At 35.7% G+C, this 15,272-nt stretch carries 22 protein-coding genes; 9 read left to right on the top strand and 13 right to left on the bottom strand.

The features are described 5' to 3' along the window. Positions 1 to 16: 16 nt before the first annotated feature. Positions 17 to 898 carry a helix-turn-helix domain-containing protein gene (locus DN394_RS09480; RefSeq protein ID WP_098705163.1) on the bottom strand — a complete coding sequence of 294 codons (882 nt, stop codon included), beginning with the start codon at positions 896 to 898 and terminating at the stop codon, positions 17 to 19. 80 nt (positions 899 to 978) lie between these two features. Here DN394_RS09480 and DN394_RS09475 point away from each other — a divergent pair, with 80 nt between their 5' ends. Further along, positions 979 to 1,440: a 2-thiouracil desulfurase family protein gene (locus DN394_RS09475; protein WP_048542270.1), complete on the top strand. Its 462-nt coding sequence runs from the start codon at positions 979 to 981 to the stop codon at positions 1,438 to 1,440. A gap of 28 nt (positions 1,441 to 1,468) precedes the next feature. Here DN394_RS09475 and DN394_RS09470 read toward each other — a convergent pair whose 3' ends face one another. Together DN394_RS09470 and DN394_RS09465 are read right to left on the bottom strand one after the other, a co-directional pair. Continuing rightward, positions 1,469 to 1,822, bottom strand: a complete 354-nt coding sequence (locus DN394_RS09470; RefSeq protein ID WP_064472480.1) for a YxeA family protein — start codon at positions 1,820 to 1,822, stop codon at positions 1,469 to 1,471. Between the two features lie 105 nt (positions 1,823 to 1,927). Next, on the bottom strand, positions 1,928 to 2,068 hold the full coding sequence (locus tag DN394_RS09465; protein WP_064472481.1) for a hypothetical protein: 141 nt from the start codon (positions 2,066 to 2,068) through the stop codon (positions 1,928 to 1,930). Between the two features lie 172 nt (positions 2,069 to 2,240). Between DN394_RS09465 and DN394_RS09460 the strand changes: the two genes are divergently transcribed. Further along, a complete protein-coding gene (locus tag DN394_RS09460; protein ID WP_097994431.1) occupies positions 2,241 to 2,804 on the top strand; it encodes a GNAT family N-acetyltransferase in 564 nt (187 codons plus the stop codon). A gap of 139 nt (positions 2,805 to 2,943) precedes the next feature. Here the strand turns inward: DN394_RS09460 and DN394_RS09455 are convergent, their stop codons facing one another. The 3 genes from DN394_RS09455 to DN394_RS09445 form a co-directional block, all read right to left on the bottom strand. After that, positions 2,944 to 3,297, bottom strand: a complete 354-nt coding sequence (locus DN394_RS09455) for a HesB/IscA family protein (protein WP_000573830.1) — start codon at positions 3,295 to 3,297, stop codon at positions 2,944 to 2,946. A 41-nt stretch (positions 3,298 to 3,338) separates the two neighbouring features. Then, a complete protein-coding gene (dapF, locus tag DN394_RS09450) occupies positions 3,339 to 4,205 on the bottom strand; it encodes a diaminopimelate epimerase (RefSeq protein WP_064472483.1) in 867 nt (288 codons plus the stop codon). Between the two features lie 237 nt (positions 4,206 to 4,442). Further along, complete coding sequence (locus tag DN394_RS09445; protein ID WP_000595024.1) at positions 4,443 to 4,682, bottom strand: YuzB family protein; 240 nt, start codon at positions 4,680 to 4,682, stop codon at positions 4,443 to 4,445. Between the two features lie 350 nt (positions 4,683 to 5,032). Here DN394_RS09445 and DN394_RS09440 point away from each other — a divergent pair, with 350 nt between their 5' ends. From DN394_RS09440 to DN394_RS09425, 4 genes are all read left to right on the top strand, one after another. Next, positions 5,033 to 6,103, top strand: coding sequence for an NAD(P)/FAD-dependent oxidoreductase (locus DN394_RS09440; protein WP_000682062.1), 1,071 nt, complete (start codon positions 5,033 to 5,035; stop codon positions 6,101 to 6,103). A gap of 233 nt (positions 6,104 to 6,336) precedes the next feature. Then, positions 6,337 to 6,510, top strand: a complete 174-nt coding sequence (locus DN394_RS09435) for an aspartyl-phosphate phosphatase Spo0E family protein (RefSeq protein WP_001054620.1) — start codon at positions 6,337 to 6,339, stop codon at positions 6,508 to 6,510. A 54-nt stretch (positions 6,511 to 6,564) separates the two neighbouring features. After that, entirely contained in the window at positions 6,565 to 7,224 is a 660-nt protein-coding gene (locus DN394_RS09430; protein WP_098092330.1) for an ABC transporter ATP-binding protein, read from the top strand. Beyond that, on the top strand, positions 7,208 to 8,005 hold the full coding sequence (locus tag DN394_RS09425) for an ABC transporter permease (protein ID WP_048542284.1): 798 nt from the start codon (positions 7,208 to 7,210) through the stop codon (positions 8,003 to 8,005). Before DN394_RS09430 ends, DN394_RS09425 begins: the two co-directional genes overlap by 17 nt. Before the next feature lie 196 nt (positions 8,006 to 8,201). On the opposite strand, the gene phnA is transcribed toward DN394_RS09425, so the two are convergent. The 5 genes from phnA to DN394_RS09400 form a co-directional block, all read right to left on the bottom strand. After that, complete coding sequence (gene phnA, locus DN394_RS09420) at positions 8,202 to 8,543, bottom strand: alkylphosphonate utilization operon protein PhnA (RefSeq protein WP_000212737.1); 342 nt, start codon at positions 8,541 to 8,543, stop codon at positions 8,202 to 8,204. Positions 8,544 to 8,778: 235 nt separating this feature from the next. Continuing rightward, positions 8,779 to 9,573: a DUF2628 domain-containing protein gene (locus DN394_RS09415; protein ID WP_149293748.1), complete on the bottom strand. Its 795-nt coding sequence runs from the start codon at positions 9,571 to 9,573 to the stop codon at positions 8,779 to 8,781. Between the two features lie 335 nt (positions 9,574 to 9,908). Further along, a complete protein-coding gene (locus DN394_RS09410; RefSeq protein ID WP_149293747.1) occupies positions 9,909 to 10,580 on the bottom strand; it encodes a CPBP family intramembrane glutamic endopeptidase in 672 nt (223 codons plus the stop codon). A gap of 74 nt (positions 10,581 to 10,654) precedes the next feature. Beyond that, positions 10,655 to 11,542, bottom strand: a complete 888-nt coding sequence (locus DN394_RS09405; RefSeq protein ID WP_097917431.1) for a nucleotidyltransferase domain-containing protein — start codon at positions 11,540 to 11,542, stop codon at positions 10,655 to 10,657. Further along, on the bottom strand, positions 11,511 to 11,819 hold the full coding sequence (locus DN394_RS09400; protein WP_044740522.1) for a YuzD family protein: 309 nt from the start codon (positions 11,817 to 11,819) through the stop codon (positions 11,511 to 11,513). Before DN394_RS09400 ends, DN394_RS09405 begins: the two co-directional genes overlap by 32 nt. A gap of 206 nt (positions 11,820 to 12,025) precedes the next feature. Here DN394_RS09400 and DN394_RS09395 point away from each other — a divergent pair, with 206 nt between their 5' ends. Both DN394_RS09395 and DN394_RS09390 read left to right on the top strand, forming a co-directional pair. Further along, positions 12,026 to 12,262 carry a NifU family protein gene (locus DN394_RS09395; RefSeq protein WP_000431159.1) on the top strand — a complete coding sequence of 79 codons (237 nt, stop codon included), beginning with the start codon at positions 12,026 to 12,028 and terminating at the stop codon, positions 12,260 to 12,262. A gap of 442 nt (positions 12,263 to 12,704) precedes the next feature. Further along, positions 12,705 to 12,920, top strand: coding sequence for a hypothetical protein (locus DN394_RS09390; RefSeq protein WP_001125496.1), 216 nt, complete (start codon positions 12,705 to 12,707; stop codon positions 12,918 to 12,920). A 56-nt stretch (positions 12,921 to 12,976) separates the two neighbouring features. Here the strand turns inward: DN394_RS09390 and yutH are convergent, their stop codons facing one another. Next, on the bottom strand, positions 12,977 to 13,978 hold the full coding sequence (yutH, locus tag DN394_RS09385) for a spore coat putative kinase YutH (protein ID WP_048528362.1): 1,002 nt from the start codon (positions 13,976 to 13,978) through the stop codon (positions 12,977 to 12,979). Positions 13,979 to 14,098: 120 nt separating this feature from the next. Here yutH and DN394_RS09380 point away from each other — a divergent pair, with 120 nt between their 5' ends. After that, on the top strand, positions 14,099 to 14,590 hold the full coding sequence (locus tag DN394_RS09380; RefSeq protein ID WP_000665100.1) for a phosphatidylglycerophosphatase A family protein: 492 nt from the start codon (positions 14,099 to 14,101) through the stop codon (positions 14,588 to 14,590). 20 nt (positions 14,591 to 14,610) lie between these two features. Here DN394_RS09380 and DN394_RS09375 read toward each other — a convergent pair whose 3' ends face one another. Then, positions 14,611 to 15,090 carry a GNAT family N-acetyltransferase gene (locus tag DN394_RS09375; protein ID WP_097917430.1) on the bottom strand — a complete coding sequence of 160 codons (480 nt, stop codon included), beginning with the start codon at positions 15,088 to 15,090 and terminating at the stop codon, positions 14,611 to 14,613. Positions 15,091 to 15,272: the final 182 nt, after the last annotated feature.

The raw sequence follows: 15,272 nt of genomic DNA, 5'->3' as shown, positions 1-15,272 counted from the left end.
TACTTGGAGTCATGTGTTATACGCATGGCTCTTTTTTAAACGGATCAAATAACGGTATCCCCTTATTTCTTCTCACGGCTGCTCCCCATTCTAATCCAACTTCTAAAAATAAATCCCGCACTGTACTATATAAAAGAGCCTTCACATTTTTACGGATTTCTCCGTATTTATACGCTCTCACAACACTCTTCACTCGCCAAATGAAGTTTCCATACACTTCGTCATCAGCTAATATTTGCTCCAATAAAACACCTTGCTCTAGTAACCCGCTCTTTTTATATGCAAGTTCCACCTTACTCCAAAATATATTAATCTTCTTCGGATTACGCGTCATCGGCACAAGTGCGTATATAAAAGGCTTCGGTATATCGTGACGGCAATACGTCTCATCAAGCTCGTACGTTTCTTTTCTATTCTCTTTTATTTGTGGAATGTTTTTAAAAAGAATTGTTTCCCCTTCACTTTTTTGCTCATTTTTACTACAGCCATCTGCACGATCCTCACTTTCACATGCGGACAGTTTCATACGGTCATCCATGCGGTCAATTGCAGATGTAAGAAATACATATAAGTTCGCACTATATCCGCCGCGCTTATATCTTTCTTTTGTCGCAACACGTTTTATAATTCCTAGTTCCTCTAACTTTGCAATTGAGCGGCGTACTGTACGAATACTTTTTCCAACATTCGTCGCAATCGTCTCCATTAACGGACAAGCAACTCCCACTGTTTTCTGTTTCTCATTCACTGCATACTTTCCTAAAAAATGAATAATAATAACATCCGTTTTATTCAATTGAAATCGATAGCACTTCAAAACTTGTTTTTGGTATGTATTAAACTCTTCTTTACTTCGAAATTCACTATATGGTTTCATTAAGCTATATAAGCTTCCCATTTTTATCACCTCATTTATAGGTAAGAAGCAGGAAGAGAAATTGGCGTGATATTTAATATTTTTTTAGTGGAGATGAAAATATGATCGTAATTAGCGCTTGTTTAGGTGGTATCGCTTGTCGGTATGATGGAAATGACAATCTCGTTTCAAAAATAGAGGAGTTATTACAAAGAGAAGATACCTTACTTGTTTGCCCTGAAGTATTAGGAGGATTGCCAACGCCTCGTCCCTCAGCTGAAATTATTGGCGGGAATGGCGATGACGTTTTGGATGGAAAAGCAAAAGTGATGACAAAAGACGGTGAAGATGTCACAGAAGCATTTGTAAATGGCGCTTATAAAGCTCTAGAACAAATGAAAGGTTTACATCCTGAATATATTATTTTGAAAGAACGCAGTCCATCTTGTGGTAGTTCAACGATTTACACCGGAGAGTTTAACGGCAATAAACAAATTGGTTACGGGGTAACAACTGCTTTACTCAAAAGACATGGATTTAAAGTCATTTCAGAAGAGGATTTTGAGAATATAAAAAGGAATTGACCCTGTTCGTCAATTCCTTTTTTCTTTCTTATTTTGCACCTAGTTTTTCTTTCACTTTCGCAGGAAGCTCATCTTTCTTTACTTCTTCCCAAGCTGTTACACCTTTTTTATCTGAGTGATATACACGTAAGAATGCATCTTTACGAAGATTTTTTGGAGCTGTGAATTCTAATTCTTTTTCTTCTCCACCTTTATCGAATCCTTTTAATTTATACTCGAAATATTTATGTGGCTCTCCGTTATCAAACTTCTCATTTTTTTCAATTCCATCAGCTGTGATTTGAACGTAATACTCATCTTTCCCCATACGGTTAATATCACAACCAACTAACAAACTTGCGAATACAACTAAAATACTAAACAGTGCAATATATCTTTTCATTTCCTTCACCTCATGTTTTTTTCTTATATTGTTATCTTAAAGCTCAGAGCTTAAAGAAGAAATTCAAAAACATGACATGAACATTACACTTTTGTAAGATAATAATTATTTCTTCACTTTAGAAACCTTCATCCCGTCACCAATTGGCATGAGTACGGATTCTAAACTTGGATGAGTTGCTACTACTTCGTTAAACTTCTTCATACACATAAACCAACCTCTAATTATGCAAAAGACAACAATCATAAGAAAATAGATAAAAAATAATAATTCCTTACTCAACCAACTAACGATTTCGTCTTCAATATATGAAAAGGGATTTCTAAATGATGAATTGAATATATATTTATTGTTTTCTAGCTTTCGAGCAAAAGTTTTTTATATGTCCTAATTTAAAGTTTTCGAGAGGAGAAATAATATGAACCCTATTTTACTAGATGTTCCGTTACAAATAGAAACAGACAGACTCATTCTTCGAGCACCACTTCCAGCTGGTGAAGGGAATATAGTACAACAAGCTATTAAAGATTCCATTAATGAATTAAAGCAATGGTTGTCTCTATTCCAGTCCATTCCTACTGTTGAAGAAACGGAAATTCTCCTGAGAAATGCGCATATAGATTTTTTTAAAAGAGAAAGCTTTCGCTATCTTATCTATCATAAGGAGACGAATGATTTTATTGGAACGGCTAGCCTTCACGGAATTAATTGGAAGGTTTCTAAATGTGAAATTGGCTACTGGATTAACACGCAATTTAGTGGCCATGGATATATGACAGAAACAGTAAGAGCGTTAATAAACCTTGGATTTCAGTTATTCAAATTTAGAAGGCTTGAAATACGATGTGAATCTAACAATACGAAAAGTCGTGCGATCCCTGAAAAATTAGGCTTTGAGCTTGAAGGGATATTACGTAATGAAGATTTTTCAGCTGACGGTAAACAACTAATTGATACTTGCATCTATGCAAAGATAAATTAGATTGTAAAATTCGTTGTGCAACAAGGTCGGTTTTTAAATTGGGAAGGCGACGTTTTAAATTTTTTGCGACAAAAGAAAAGACCTCCTTAACGATTTTATTTCATCGCTAAAAAGGTCTTTCTCTATTCTTGCTAAAAACTTAGCACTCTTCCGGCTTACCTGCATTCGTCGCTGTACGGAAAGATGATCCACATCCGCATGATGCGATTGCGTTTGGATTGTCGATTGTGAATCCACCGCCAAGCATAGATTGTTTATAATCAATTTTTACTCCTTTAACAATTGGAGCACTTTCTGTATCGATAACAAATTCAACACCGAAAAATTCAAGAACTGTGTCGTCTTCTTTTGGTTCTACTTCAAATCCTAATCCGTAAGAAAGGCCAGTACATCCGCCGCCATGTACAGCAAGGCGCACGTACTTCTCTCCATCTTCAGCATCTTTTAACATATCTTTAATTTGAAAAGCTGCTTGTTCTGTTACTTCAATCATGAAATACACCATCCTTTCTGTTCTCATTCTATTATACATCTTTACGCTTCTATCTTGTACTCATACACTCCGCGGCAAATTACTTCTGCTGGTCCTTTCATTAACACATTGCCTTCTTCTGTCCATGCAATCATTAAATCGCCACCAGCTAAATGAACTGTAATTTCCTTACCACGTTCCATCTTTCCATTTAAAATAGAGGCTACAACCGCAGCACATGCCCCTGTTCCGCAAGCTTGTGTTACACCAGATCCACGTTCCCAAACACGGAAGTTCATCTCTGCATCATTCAAAATCTCGATGAATTCAACATTTACTCGCTCTGGAAACATTTCATGTGTCTCCAGAACTGGACCAAGTGTTGTAAGAGGTGCTTGTTCTACATCATCAACAAAAATAACCGCATGCGGATTCCCCATTGAAACAGCTGTAAATGCATAACGATGATTATTGTATAAGAAGTTTTCACGAATAAATGGTGTTTCACCTTCACCAAGCATCGGTATTTCTGCACGTGTTAAACGTGGTGCTCCCATATCGATTTTCGCTAACGTAACTTTCCCTTCTTCTACCGTTACTTCCGCTGTTACAATACCAGCTAACGTTTCAATTTTGAAAACTGTTTCTTCTACTAGTTTATGCTCATACGCATATTTCGCTACGCAGCGTAAACCGTTACCACAGCTCTTTCCTTCTGAACCATCATTATTAAACATACGCATTTTCACCGGAGCTACGTCAGATGGACAAATTAAAATCATTCCATCTGCTCCAATACCAGTATTAATATTTGAAACCTTTTCCGCCACAAGAACTAAATCTTCTTCAGGAATTTGTTCTTCAAACATATTTACATATATATAACTATTGCCAAGACCATGCATTTTTGTAAAAGAAAATTGGCTCATTTGTATTCACTCCAAAAATAGTTTGTTATTTTAAGTATAAAATGCACGCTTTTAGAACACAATATGAATGTCCCCCGTTTCTCATATTTGACAACATTTGGCGATGAGCCATTCTTGCACAAATTGTGTAAGAAAAAAGCCCTTCTACAAGGGCCTTTTTTATTTACATACAATATTATCCTCCCCCGCGAAAGAAGATTTTATCTAATAGAAAAAGGTGCTGCTGATTGCAACACCTTAAAACATTGGGTTTTCATCCAAATACTCATATACATTATGGACAAGTTCTTCTACTGTAGCACCTTGTACGACTTCACCATTTACAAGTGCAAACGGCCCTTCAAAACAAATACCACAATATCCTAAACAACCATATTCCATTACATCTAAATTCGGATCTTTTTCTAATTTCTCTAAAGCTGCTTGTGAACCACTCGCAAGGTTACCTACACAAAATTCAATTAATGGTTTAATCAAAATTCTCCCCCCTGTACTACAAAACAAATTACCTTCTGACTATCTATAAGAAGAAAACTAAGCTGTCTCTTGTTGTTTTCGTTATACATTCTAAACTATTTAGTTACTTCACTATTTCACTTCAAAGTAGATGGACTTATTTTATATAACATGCTGCTCGCAATGAAATAGTAACTAAAAAGGAAAAACAGTTTACTTTACTTTTCTTCTTATTGTACAACAGAGTATTCATTCATGCATTGTTATTTGTTCACAAATTCGATATAATTTGATTGAGTAAAGTCAAAATATTTTATTAATATAAAATTGTATGATTAGGGGATATTTCAACAGAAAAGGGGTAATCCATCATGAAACACCTCGTAATACTAGGTGGCGGCTACGGTGGAATGAGAATTCTGCAGCGGCTACTTCCAAGCAACCAACTTCCAGATGATGTACAAGTGACATTAATCGACAAAGTACCATACCATTGCTTCAAAACTGAATATTATGCATTAGTTGCGGGTACTATTTCAGAAACACATATTCGTATACCGTTTCCCGAGCACCCACGCCTCAATATTCAATACGGCACAATAACAAATATTGATCTCGAAGAAAAAGCTGTTCATCTCGATGGCGGCGAAGCAATCCCATATGATGATTTAATTATCGGTCTTGGCTGTGAGGATAAATATCATAACGTTCCTGGGGCGAAGGAATATACACATAGCCTACAATCGATTGAACAAACACGTAAGACATATGAACAATTAAATAGTCTAGAACCAAACGCAACAGTAGCTGTCGTTGGTGCTGGATTAAGTGGCGTTGAAGTTGCAAGTGAACTTCGCGAAAGCCGTTCTGATTTAAAAATTCACTTATTTGATCGAAAAGATAGAATTCTATTCCCATATCCAGAGAAATTAAGTAGATACGTAGAAGAATGGTTCGTAAAACATAAGGTTACTATTATACGAAACTCTAACATTACAAAAGTAGAACCAAATATTGTGTACAACCACGATGAACCACTTGAATGTGATGCAATCGTCTGGACAGCTGGTATTCAAGCAAATGAAGTTGTTCGAAACCTTCCAGTTGAACAAGATGGTAGCGGACGGGTTGTTTTAACAAAATATCACAATATTCCAAATAACGAGCACGTGTATGTTGTAGGAGATTGCGCAGCACTTCCACACGCTCCATCTGCACAACTTGCTGAAGGTCAAGGAGAGCAAATTGTCCAAATATTATTAAAACGTTGGAATAATGAACCACTTCCTGACGAACTACCTGTAATTAAATTAAAAGGTGTTCTCGGCTCTCTTGGTAAGAAGCACGGCTTCGGTTTACTAGCAAACCAACCATTAATGGGACGTGTACCGAGATTATTAAAATCCGGTCTTCTTTGGATGTACAAGTATCATAAAGGTTAATACTTTACAGACTGTCTACTAAATAGGCAGTCTCTTTTATGAGTTAAAATATAATTATCAGACACATCTTTCTCAATATGAATAATGATTTATTTTTCATTTTCATATTAAAAACTATCGATAAACAGTGTATGCTATTTATAAGTTGTTTTATTATTTCCTTTAAGACCGAAGTCATTCGGTCTTATTTTTTATGTTGTAAATACTTTTACAGGAGGTATTCCATTTCACTTATGAACTTAACGAAACTAAACGATCGAATAGAAGCGAAGAAGAAAGAATTGATCTATCTCGTTGAAAAGTACGGATTCACTCATGATAAAGTGATTTCTTTCAGCCAAGAATTAGATCGTTTACTTAACTTATTAATAGAACTCAAGACGAAGAAAAAACGTTGCTCTTTATAACCTTTATCCTCCCTTTTTTGATACGATAGAACTAGAATCAGAAAGGAGCCATCTATGTTTATATTAAAAGACGTTACATATAAAGATATACTACAAATTCCTTATTTACAGATTCAAAAAGAAAAAATCACATGTATTATCGGTGAGAGTGGGAGCGGAAAAAGTACATTGCTCCGCATGCTAAATGATTTGCAATCTCCAACATCCGGTACAATTAAATATAACGGAAAACTGATTTCTGATTATCCTCCTATTCAATTACGACGTGACGTAGTCATGCTTGGGCAAACGCCACCTATTTTTGATGGAACGATTAAAGACAATCTATTAATGGGACTTCGTTTTTCTGAAAAACCATTTCCAAATGACGATGCCTTGCGAAGCGCATTAACGACTGTTAGCTTAGAAAAAAATTTAGAAGACAACGCTGATTCATTATCAGGCGGAGAAAAACAACGACTTGCTTTTGCACGTATCGTACTTATGGATCCACCTGTTTATTTATTAGATGAACCAACCTCGGCACTAGATAACGATACAGAACGCCGCGTTATGAAACAATTTACTATGCTAGCAAGAGAAAAGAAAAAAACAGTTATCTTCATTACACACTCACAACAACTTCCAGAAAAAATTGCAGACGATATTATTGAAATTAGTAAAACAAACGGTGCAACTAGAAAGGAAGTTCTCTCAATTGAAGGGCGTTATTGAACTCCAAATTTGGCAACTTGCCGCTGCATATATTTTTATTCTTATTTTAATTGGACTTGTAAAATTAAAAGGGATTCCGCGTGAAAAACAAATTGCGCTCGCAACATTCCGTATGACGATTCAGCTCGTACTTGTTGCATATGTCCTTACATACGTATTTGAAAATAGTAATCCATTTTATACAATTGCCCTTATTACTTCTATTACTACCTTTGCAATTTTTAATATTTATAAACGAGTCAATATCCCGATGTCTAAAGAATTAAAACGAGTAGCCGCGCTTTCCATGGTTGCCGGATCAATTGGGCCACTTCTACTATTTATCTTTGTTATTATCGGTCATGATCCTTGGTATGCGCCGCAATATATCGTTCCGATTACAGGAATGTTAGTTGGGAATGCGATGACAGGTGTTTCTCTCGGTGCAAATACGTTCTTAAATAATATGAAATCGCAAAGAGGTCAAATTGAAGGCGCACTTATGCTCGGGGCAACACCGAAAGAAGCCGCTGCGCCGCTCATACGAGACGCTTTTGACTCTGCTATTTTACCAACGATCAATTCTATGGTCGGAATGGGGATTATAAGCTTACCAGGCATGATGACTGGTCAAATCTTATCTGGTGTATCACCATTTACAGCCATTCAATATCAAATCGCCATTATACTTGGTATTTCAGGAAGTACTGCCTTTGCTGTTATTATCTTCTTACAGCTTGGATATAAAACATTCTTTAATAAGCGGTGTCAGTTGAAAGAGATTGACTATGCTGCGAAGTGAATCGTAACTCTCGCTTGGTAAATGATGCACCGTTCTCGGTGAGTGAAATTATATCGACGATTTTTCGAATATATCTATCATAACTCAAAATATATCAACGATTTTTGAAATATATCGACGATTCGACAAGGAATATCGACTTACCGACAAAAAATGACATAATAAAAAGAGGAGGCCTATTCGCCTCCTCCTTTACTTACGCCTTCTTCACGAATTGTGATTTTAACTTCATTGCTCCGAAACCGTCGATTTTGCAATCAATATCGTGATCGCCATCAACTAGACGGATACTCTTTACTTTCGTACCGATCTTCACAACTGAAGAAGTTCCTTTTACTTTTAAATCTTTAATAACAGTAACAGCATCGCCGTCTTGAAGAACGTTTCCGTTCGCATCTTTTACAACTTTTGCACCATCATTATTTTCAGCTTCTGCTTCTTGGCCCCACTCATGAGCACATTCTGGACATACGAAAAGAACGCCATCCTCATACGTATATTCTGAATTACATTTTGGACAATTTGGTAAAGTAGCCATAAATTCATTTCCTCCGTTCATTATTTATACGTAAAAATCAAATTTGATGTTTACATCTCGATAAATAAAATTTGTATAGCATTTCTTTATAGTGCCATAGTCTCACGTTATTGACAACCCTACCTCAAATTCTCATTTTTTATTGTATTTTACAAAATTCCAATTCGTATAGTGTTTCCAAGTAAAAAAGAAGAACCCTCACAAGATTCTTCTTTTCAAAATGAACGAGTTCTGACTAGAACCCCCAACCATTTTCTTCAATATAAAATTGATACTCTTCTAACTCTTCTTCACTTAACTTCTTATTATTCTCATATACTTCTTCCCATTCAAAATAGTCTTCACTGAAATAAACAGCAAATTTAATTTTCACGTTTTTCTTCTCTGTATAATCATAACCAGTAAACTCTATTACGTCATAATCTTTTTCTTTCTTCACAAACTTCCAAGTTGGATTATCCGTCATAACCTCTAAAGTAATACCTTCACTACTTGAACGAACGACATTTTTAATATTCGGCTCAGTTGGTAAAAGTGAGAATCCGAACATAGCTCCAACAAATACTATCATCACTATAACCTGTAAACCAATCATACCAGCAAAACTAGCGCTACCCTTTGATTGTAAGTAATACGCCTTCTCATGATCAGGCATATCTTCTTCTTTATGTAAAACACGAACAGCATGCTTATAATATAAACGGTTTCCTTGCCATCCAGTAAATATCATCATTCCTAATTGAACAACTAAACTACATGTTAAATAAATCCCATCTGAAATATCTATAAACGGAGTTACAACGATACTAGGTACCGCAAATAACGTAAGTATAATAAATAACTTATACATTTTACGATAAGCTAACCAAAAAGTCGGGAAGAAAAAGGCTACCCAATTCCACGTATTCCCTTGCGCTGGATTTTCTACTTTGCCCCACTTAAAGTCATAATAAGCTGTATTCTTTTGAACAACTTTATGCAACTCTTGCGGGGAATTTGTTTCTTGTAAAACAGTGTCCTTCACGTACATCATCCTTTTCTTCTTTCTGCATACATGTATTTTATAGAAAGAAAAAGAAGGAATCTAACAAAAAGTACATATATTTCATAAAATTGAACGGAAATCGAATATATTCCGACAATTACCGGTTTCTTATTCCATTTTACTTTTAAATATATTAGAATACTTACGAATGATACGTTTAATACACTAAGTTAAGTATTTTACATATTTAATAATAAAAATGTTTCACATGAAACTATTTATATTTTGTATTACCTTTCCTCTACATAATACTTGTAAAGCCTTTTCTACCTACTACAAAATACGAAAGACGCCCTTTTCAAAAAGGCGTCTTTTTACAGTTAAAAATTTACTAATATAAAAAATGCATTATTTAATAAATGAATCCCCCATGGGACGAGTAAGTTATTTGTTTTCTTATACGTATAAGCTAAACATATACCGCCACCAAAAATATATAAAACACCACCTAAAGTAAGCGGATGTCCTAAAGTAAATATAAAAGCACTTATAACAATACTAGTAAGTGTAGAAAAGTGCTGAGATAATTTTGTGAAAAACATCCCCCGAAATAAAAGTTCTTCCCAAATCGGTGCAAAAGTGGTGAGTACCACTACGTATAAAATGATTTCACTTTTAGTAGGCTCTATTACTATACTAGATTCATTCACCCCAAGCCCATGTGGTAAAACTACATTTAATACTGCAAGATATATAAGTAGTACAATCATCGTCATTACTATCGTTACATAATGTTTTAAATTATTAAACTGCATTGATTTTATTAACTGCACACAGTAATTTCTTGCGGGTGCATATATTAAAATAATAGTAAGAAATGTTAAAGGCGGAATAAGATGATCTACATACCATGGATATAAGGAAGAGTCATATATAAAGTTCAAAAAACCAATTCCATACATTATCCCAAAAATAATTACTATCATACTGATTACTTCGCGCATACTCATTACTACATTCTTTTCTTCATATGTAGCTAATTCTGTATTCATCCTATCCCCTCCAGTATAATTAAACCTTTTAATACATTATATACCAATTTAAATGCAAAAATAGACGATACAATTTACTGTATCGTCCATTTCTCTCTACATATTTCAATTAAATGCAATAAATACCTCCTCGTCACATCTGCCCTTCTCCACCTTGAGAGCATGCGCTTTTCTTTTGGGTTCTGCCGTATTCTCGCTACTTCTTTTAATAAAAGCTCCCATTCTTCCCCTGAACGTTCTAACAAGTATTGCAATCCTCTATCTTTTGAGACAATTGTTTTATTCTCTAACGTATATAAAATACGTCCCATCGTAACGACAGCTGATTCTACCCACTCTTCTATAAAAAATAAATATGGTTGCTTCGCTTTTTCACTCCAGTACTGTTCTACGTTGTATTTCATCGTATTTACTACATCATCCCACCTTATTTGAAACGAAAGGTCTTCTGCTTCTTTCCCGGTAACTGTAATACCTTGATTTTTTAACGTCCACCATGTGACCGCATTAATATCCCAATGACCTATATTCGCTTTACCATCTGCACAATACACGTACTCATTCATTTCATCATTGTATTTCCCTAAATCAGCAAGCGGAATATACATACCGTCCATTCTTTTGCCTAACGTACTACCACTAAGTTTCTTATGTAATTCTACAAGTTGTTGTTTTTCAGCCTCATTCACGGAATCACTTATTACCGTAACAAAATCAACATCGCTCGTTTCTGCATGAAATGCACCGAGTGCAATGGAGCCGTAAATATATACCCCGACTATTTTTTCATCTAAAAAAATTTCTTTTAATTCTACTGTGTACCGCTCCATTAACTGTTGTACTTCTGTTGGTAACGCATGCTTCACTCCATTTTTCACATCTATCCCTCCAATAAAAAAAGCCTTTGCAAATTCGCAAAGACTTCCTGCTTTATAAATATTTCTCGATTTCTTCGTAAACATCCTTCAAACGAGGATTTCCTTCTCCAACAATTTCTCCATTTACAAGAACAACTGGATAAAATAAATCTTCTTCCACTACTCGCTCGGCGAATGCTTTTTTATCTTCATCTTCTTGTTCTTCTTGAAAATCAATATACTCGAAATTAAATTTATTTTCTTTTCCTTCATATTTACGACCAATCGCCGCTTGTAACCACTCAAACGTTTCTGTTGAAGATGGCATTCCAACGCAGCTCGCACAAATTACTTTCGTCCCATACACTTGCACATTAACCATTTCTTCTCCCCCACTTCTTGTTTCAACAGTATATTCAGATGTCTTAGTGCATAAGCACATCATTTTACAAACTTATTCCATACCCCTATACTGAAAAAACACGTTGTAAACATGATAAAAAATTTCGACATTAAAACAAGAACAGAAAAAATAGATTTTCCCCTCTATCTTGATTATAATAAAACTGATGAAAGGAGTCGATAAAAATGGAAAACCCACATATGCAAGAACAAGTACTAGAAGTATTAGATAAATTACGTCCATTCTTACTTCGCGATGGCGGAGACGTTGAATTAGTAGACATTGAAGAAGGTATCGTAAAATTACGCCTTATGGGTGCTTGCGGAAGCTGCCCAAGTTCTACAATCACACTAAAAGCTGGTATCGAACGCGCATTACTTGAAGAAGTACCAGGCGTTATTGAAGTAGAACAAGTATTTTAAGTTAAAAGCGGCGGTGGCTCGTTCAGCTCTGACTGGCTAAGGTTCTTTCGCATAGAAGGCGCTTTTTGCCTTCTTATGCGGAAGGTTCTTAGACACGAAGAGCTAGCCACCAGAGCTGGATAATATTAAAAGCGGAAGCGGCTCGTTCAAAACAGGAGGTCATTGGAGCTCCTTCCTGTGAGGCGCTTTTTGCCTCACAGGAAGGCGCGAAATGGCCGACTGTTCTAGCCGCTGGAGCTAGATATTAATCTAAAAGCGGAAGCGGCTCGTTCAGAATCGCTTCCTAAAGAGAGACCCATTTGGGTCTCTTTTTTTATTCAAATAACACTTCTCCTTTAACATCATAAAACAAAATTGGAAATCCTTCTCAAAAAATGCGATAATTAATACTATATAGTGAATCGTTCACACATATAAAGTAAAAAACATAGGGGGACGACACATGCCAAAGATGGGGAACACTTTTTTAACAATTCAAGAACTAGAAAAGAAAAAAGAGTATTTATTAGGTCTTTCATCCGTTATACCAACATGGAATGCGAGCTATCAATTTTTATTTAAAGAAATCCAGCAAGAATTATTGGGTAAAGTAAATGAAAAACTCGAAAAGCATCAATTCGTTTTAAATATATGTGCAGAACAACAAGTAGGGGCATAATGTATTACATACAATTGTGATATAAAAAAGAGACCTCCATCGGTCTCTTTTTTATTTTAAGATAGCCAATCTAATTTCCTAATCCCTAACTTATCGACCGGTAAACGAAGTGAGCCATAAAAGTGCTTCATAAATTGCTCAGAGCGGTTCACATCGTGTAAAATGGCTTCTAGTCGATCTCTGTATATGCTTTTTTGTTCTTCATTTCCTGTTTGGTAATATCGTTCGACTGTTTCAAAGTAGTGAAGTGGGAACAGGAGCCTTGCAAATAATAGGCGCCAACCAAATGAGGATAGCGAATAATTCCGTTCATAATCTGTAACAAATTGAACGATTGTTTGCTCCCAGTCTTTCTTTTTTTCTATCATCATATAGCGGATTAATTCTGCCATATCTCGAGTTGGGTGATCATACACCCAATCAAAAGGAAGTTTGAGACGCTTCGTTTGATGCCATAATAAAGGTGTGAATCGTTCTTGGCAAATTGTTGCTGCATCCGTTAGTTGCGGCGTATCATCCATCTCTGTATCGACAACATACTGAATTGCATTTTCTGCAACTCCTAAGTAATACGGGAAGGATTCAATAAACAATTGATCGAATACGTCTGTAGGGTGGTTCATCACTTGTGATTGCCAAAACTTTTCTAATTGATCGAGCCTTTTTTCCCATAACGCTTTCCATTCGCCTATGCGGCTTAATTGCTCGATTTCTTCTGGAAAGAATGCACCTCGTTTATGGAATATAGAAAGCTCACTTCCTAATGATGTAGCATGTCGTTCTAACGCACGCATACCTTTTAATAAGCAGTAATTTTGTTCTTCTATCTCACTTACATAGTAGCCGTGTATAGTCGGAACGAAAGTCGCTACAGTTATATCCCCTTGCTGGTTCATATAATCACTGAGCTTTTTCATCTCTACAAGTACTTCTTCCTCCATTTCTCCAATTGGAACAAGTACATAAATTTTGTTACGAATCCAAAAGCTTTTATAGGGGCCAAGGGGGATTAATTCTTTAACATGCATATGATAATGCTCATAAATATGATGAATCATCGCAGTCGCCACCTATGGTTTTTCTTTATATATATGAGCTTGTGCTCGCCTTTCATTCCTATGCACATGATAAAGCAACGAAACGTATACAAATACTAAAAAGAAAAAAAGGTGATAAACATGAAAGAATCAAATCAACTACAAGAAAGAGCATTACAACTATTACAAGAACGTGGTGTAACAATTGACGATATTGCTGAGCTTGTTCATTTTCTTCAAAAAAAATATCATCCAAATTTAGAAATGTCAGAATGCCGTTATAACGTTGAGCGTGTATTATCAAAACGTGAAGTACAAAACGCACTAATTACTGGTATCGAACTCGATGTCCTTGCTGAAAAAGGAATGTTAAGTGAGCCGTTACAAGATATCGTAAAACGTGATGAAGGCTTATACGGAATTGATGAAGTGATCGCACTTTCTATCGTTAATGTGTACGGCTCTATTGGTTTCACGAACTTTGGATATATCGATAAATTAAAACCTGGTATTTTAGAATTCTTAAATGATAAATCATCTGGAAAGGTGCATACATTCCTTGATGATATCGTTGGCGGGATCGCTGCCGCTGCTTCAAGCCGTTTAGCGCATAGAGCTGAGCATTCGGAATAAAATATGAAAGACCGTCAGTTTCATACTGACGGTCTTTCATATTCCATGAGCATAAATTCTCTCCCGCGGCTCAAAAAAATAGGACCTTGCTGAAAACCTATGTTTTTATATAGCGTAATCGCTCTTGTATTAAACGTCGCTACACTAAGTCGAAACGTTTTCGGCCTAAATGCTTTAATAGCAAAGGCTATCCCAGCTTGAAAAAACATTTTCCCCATCCCTTTCCCTGTTAACGCTGGCTTCATGCCAAGTCCGATATCAATTACATCTTCTCCACCATATAAATGAGCATCTCTTCCACCTGGTACTTGTGCATTTTCCCCAAAACAAAAATAGCCGATAAACTCTCCTTTATCGTCACAACAGCCATAATATGTCCCATCTAATAATTCTTCTATTACTTCTTTCTCACCTGAAAAATCATACAAATTATAAGGTTCTTCGTACGTCCACGTATTTATCTCATTTGCTTCTTCTACCGTTAACTTATGTATATCCATCCTTCTCTCCCCTAATCAAATATTCTATATATACTCATTCATTTTTCGCGCCTCATTTCCCTCTAATTAGAATATGCATAATTACATACGCACACCTATGAAACAAATGGTACAATTTATTTGAATCGCTGTTGCTACACTTCTTGATCAAAGAAAAGGCGTTAAAACGGATATTAGCGCCT

The organism is Bacillus sp. BB081 (genome assembly GCF_008368895.1).
GTDB lineage: Bacteria > Bacillota > Bacilli > Bacillales > Bacillaceae_G > Bacillus_A > Bacillus_A wiedmannii.
Note: the sequence above shows the minus strand (reverse complement) of the source record. Positions and strands in the feature narration are given on the sequence as shown.

Bases quoted from the DNA above. Each gene is read 5' to 3' on its own strand.
- DN394_RS09480 (WP_098705163.1), bottom strand. From the start codon at position 898: ATGGGAAGCTTATATAGCTTAATGAAACCATATAGTGAATTTCGAAGT.
- DN394_RS09475 (WP_048542270.1), top strand. From the start codon at position 979: ATGATCGTAATTAGCGCTTGTTTAGGTGGTATCGCTTGTCGGTATGAT.
- DN394_RS09470 (WP_064472480.1), bottom strand. From the start codon at position 1,822: ATGAAAAGATATATTGCACTGTTTAGTATTTTAGTTGTATTCGCAAGT.
- DN394_RS09465 (WP_064472481.1), bottom strand. From the start codon at position 2,068: ATGATTGTTGTCTTTTGCATAATTAGAGGTTGGTTTATGTGTATGAAG.
- DN394_RS09460 (WP_097994431.1), top strand. From the start codon at position 2,241: ATGAACCCTATTTTACTAGATGTTCCGTTACAAATAGAAACAGACAGA.
- DN394_RS09455 (WP_000573830.1), bottom strand. From the start codon at position 3,297: ATGATTGAAGTAACAGAACAAGCAGCTTTTCAAATTAAAGATATGTTA.
- dapF (WP_064472483.1), bottom strand. From the start codon at position 4,205: ATGAGCCAATTTTCTTTTACAAAAATGCATGGTCTTGGCAATAGTTAT.
- DN394_RS09440 (WP_000682062.1), top strand. From the start codon at position 5,033: ATGAAACACCTCGTAATACTAGGTGGCGGCTACGGTGGAATGAGAATT.
- DN394_RS09435 (WP_001054620.1), top strand. From the start codon at position 6,337: ATGAACTTAACGAAACTAAACGATCGAATAGAAGCGAAGAAGAAAGAA.
- DN394_RS09430 (WP_098092330.1), top strand. From the start codon at position 6,565: ATGTTTATATTAAAAGACGTTACATATAAAGATATACTACAAATTCCT.
- phnA (WP_000212737.1), bottom strand. From the start codon at position 8,543: ATGGCTACTTTACCAAATTGTCCAAAATGTAATTCAGAATATACGTAT.
- DN394_RS09415 (WP_149293748.1), bottom strand. From the start codon at position 9,573: ATGTACGTGAAGGACACTGTTTTACAAGAAACAAATTCCCCGCAAGAG.
- DN394_RS09410 (WP_149293747.1), bottom strand. From the start codon at position 10,580: ATGAATACAGAATTAGCTACATATGAAGAAAAGAATGTAGTAATGAGT.
- DN394_RS09405 (WP_097917431.1), bottom strand. From the start codon at position 11,542: ATGTTTACGAAGAAATCGAGAAATATTTATAAAGCAGGAAGTCTTTGC.
- DN394_RS09400 (WP_044740522.1), bottom strand. From the start codon at position 11,819: ATGGTTAATGTGCAAGTGTATGGGACGAAAGTAATTTGTGCGAGCTGC.
- DN394_RS09395 (WP_000431159.1), top strand. From the start codon at position 12,026: ATGGAAAACCCACATATGCAAGAACAAGTACTAGAAGTATTAGATAAA.
- DN394_RS09390 (WP_001125496.1), top strand. From the start codon at position 12,705: ATGCCAAAGATGGGGAACACTTTTTTAACAATTCAAGAACTAGAAAAG.
- yutH (WP_048528362.1), bottom strand. From the start codon at position 13,978: ATGATTCATCATATTTATGAGCATTATCATATGCATGTTAAAGAATTA.
- DN394_RS09380 (WP_000665100.1), top strand. From the start codon at position 14,099: ATGAAAGAATCAAATCAACTACAAGAAAGAGCATTACAACTATTACAA.
- DN394_RS09375 (WP_097917430.1), bottom strand. From the start codon at position 15,090: ATGGATATACATAAGTTAACGGTAGAAGAAGCAAATGAGATAAATACG.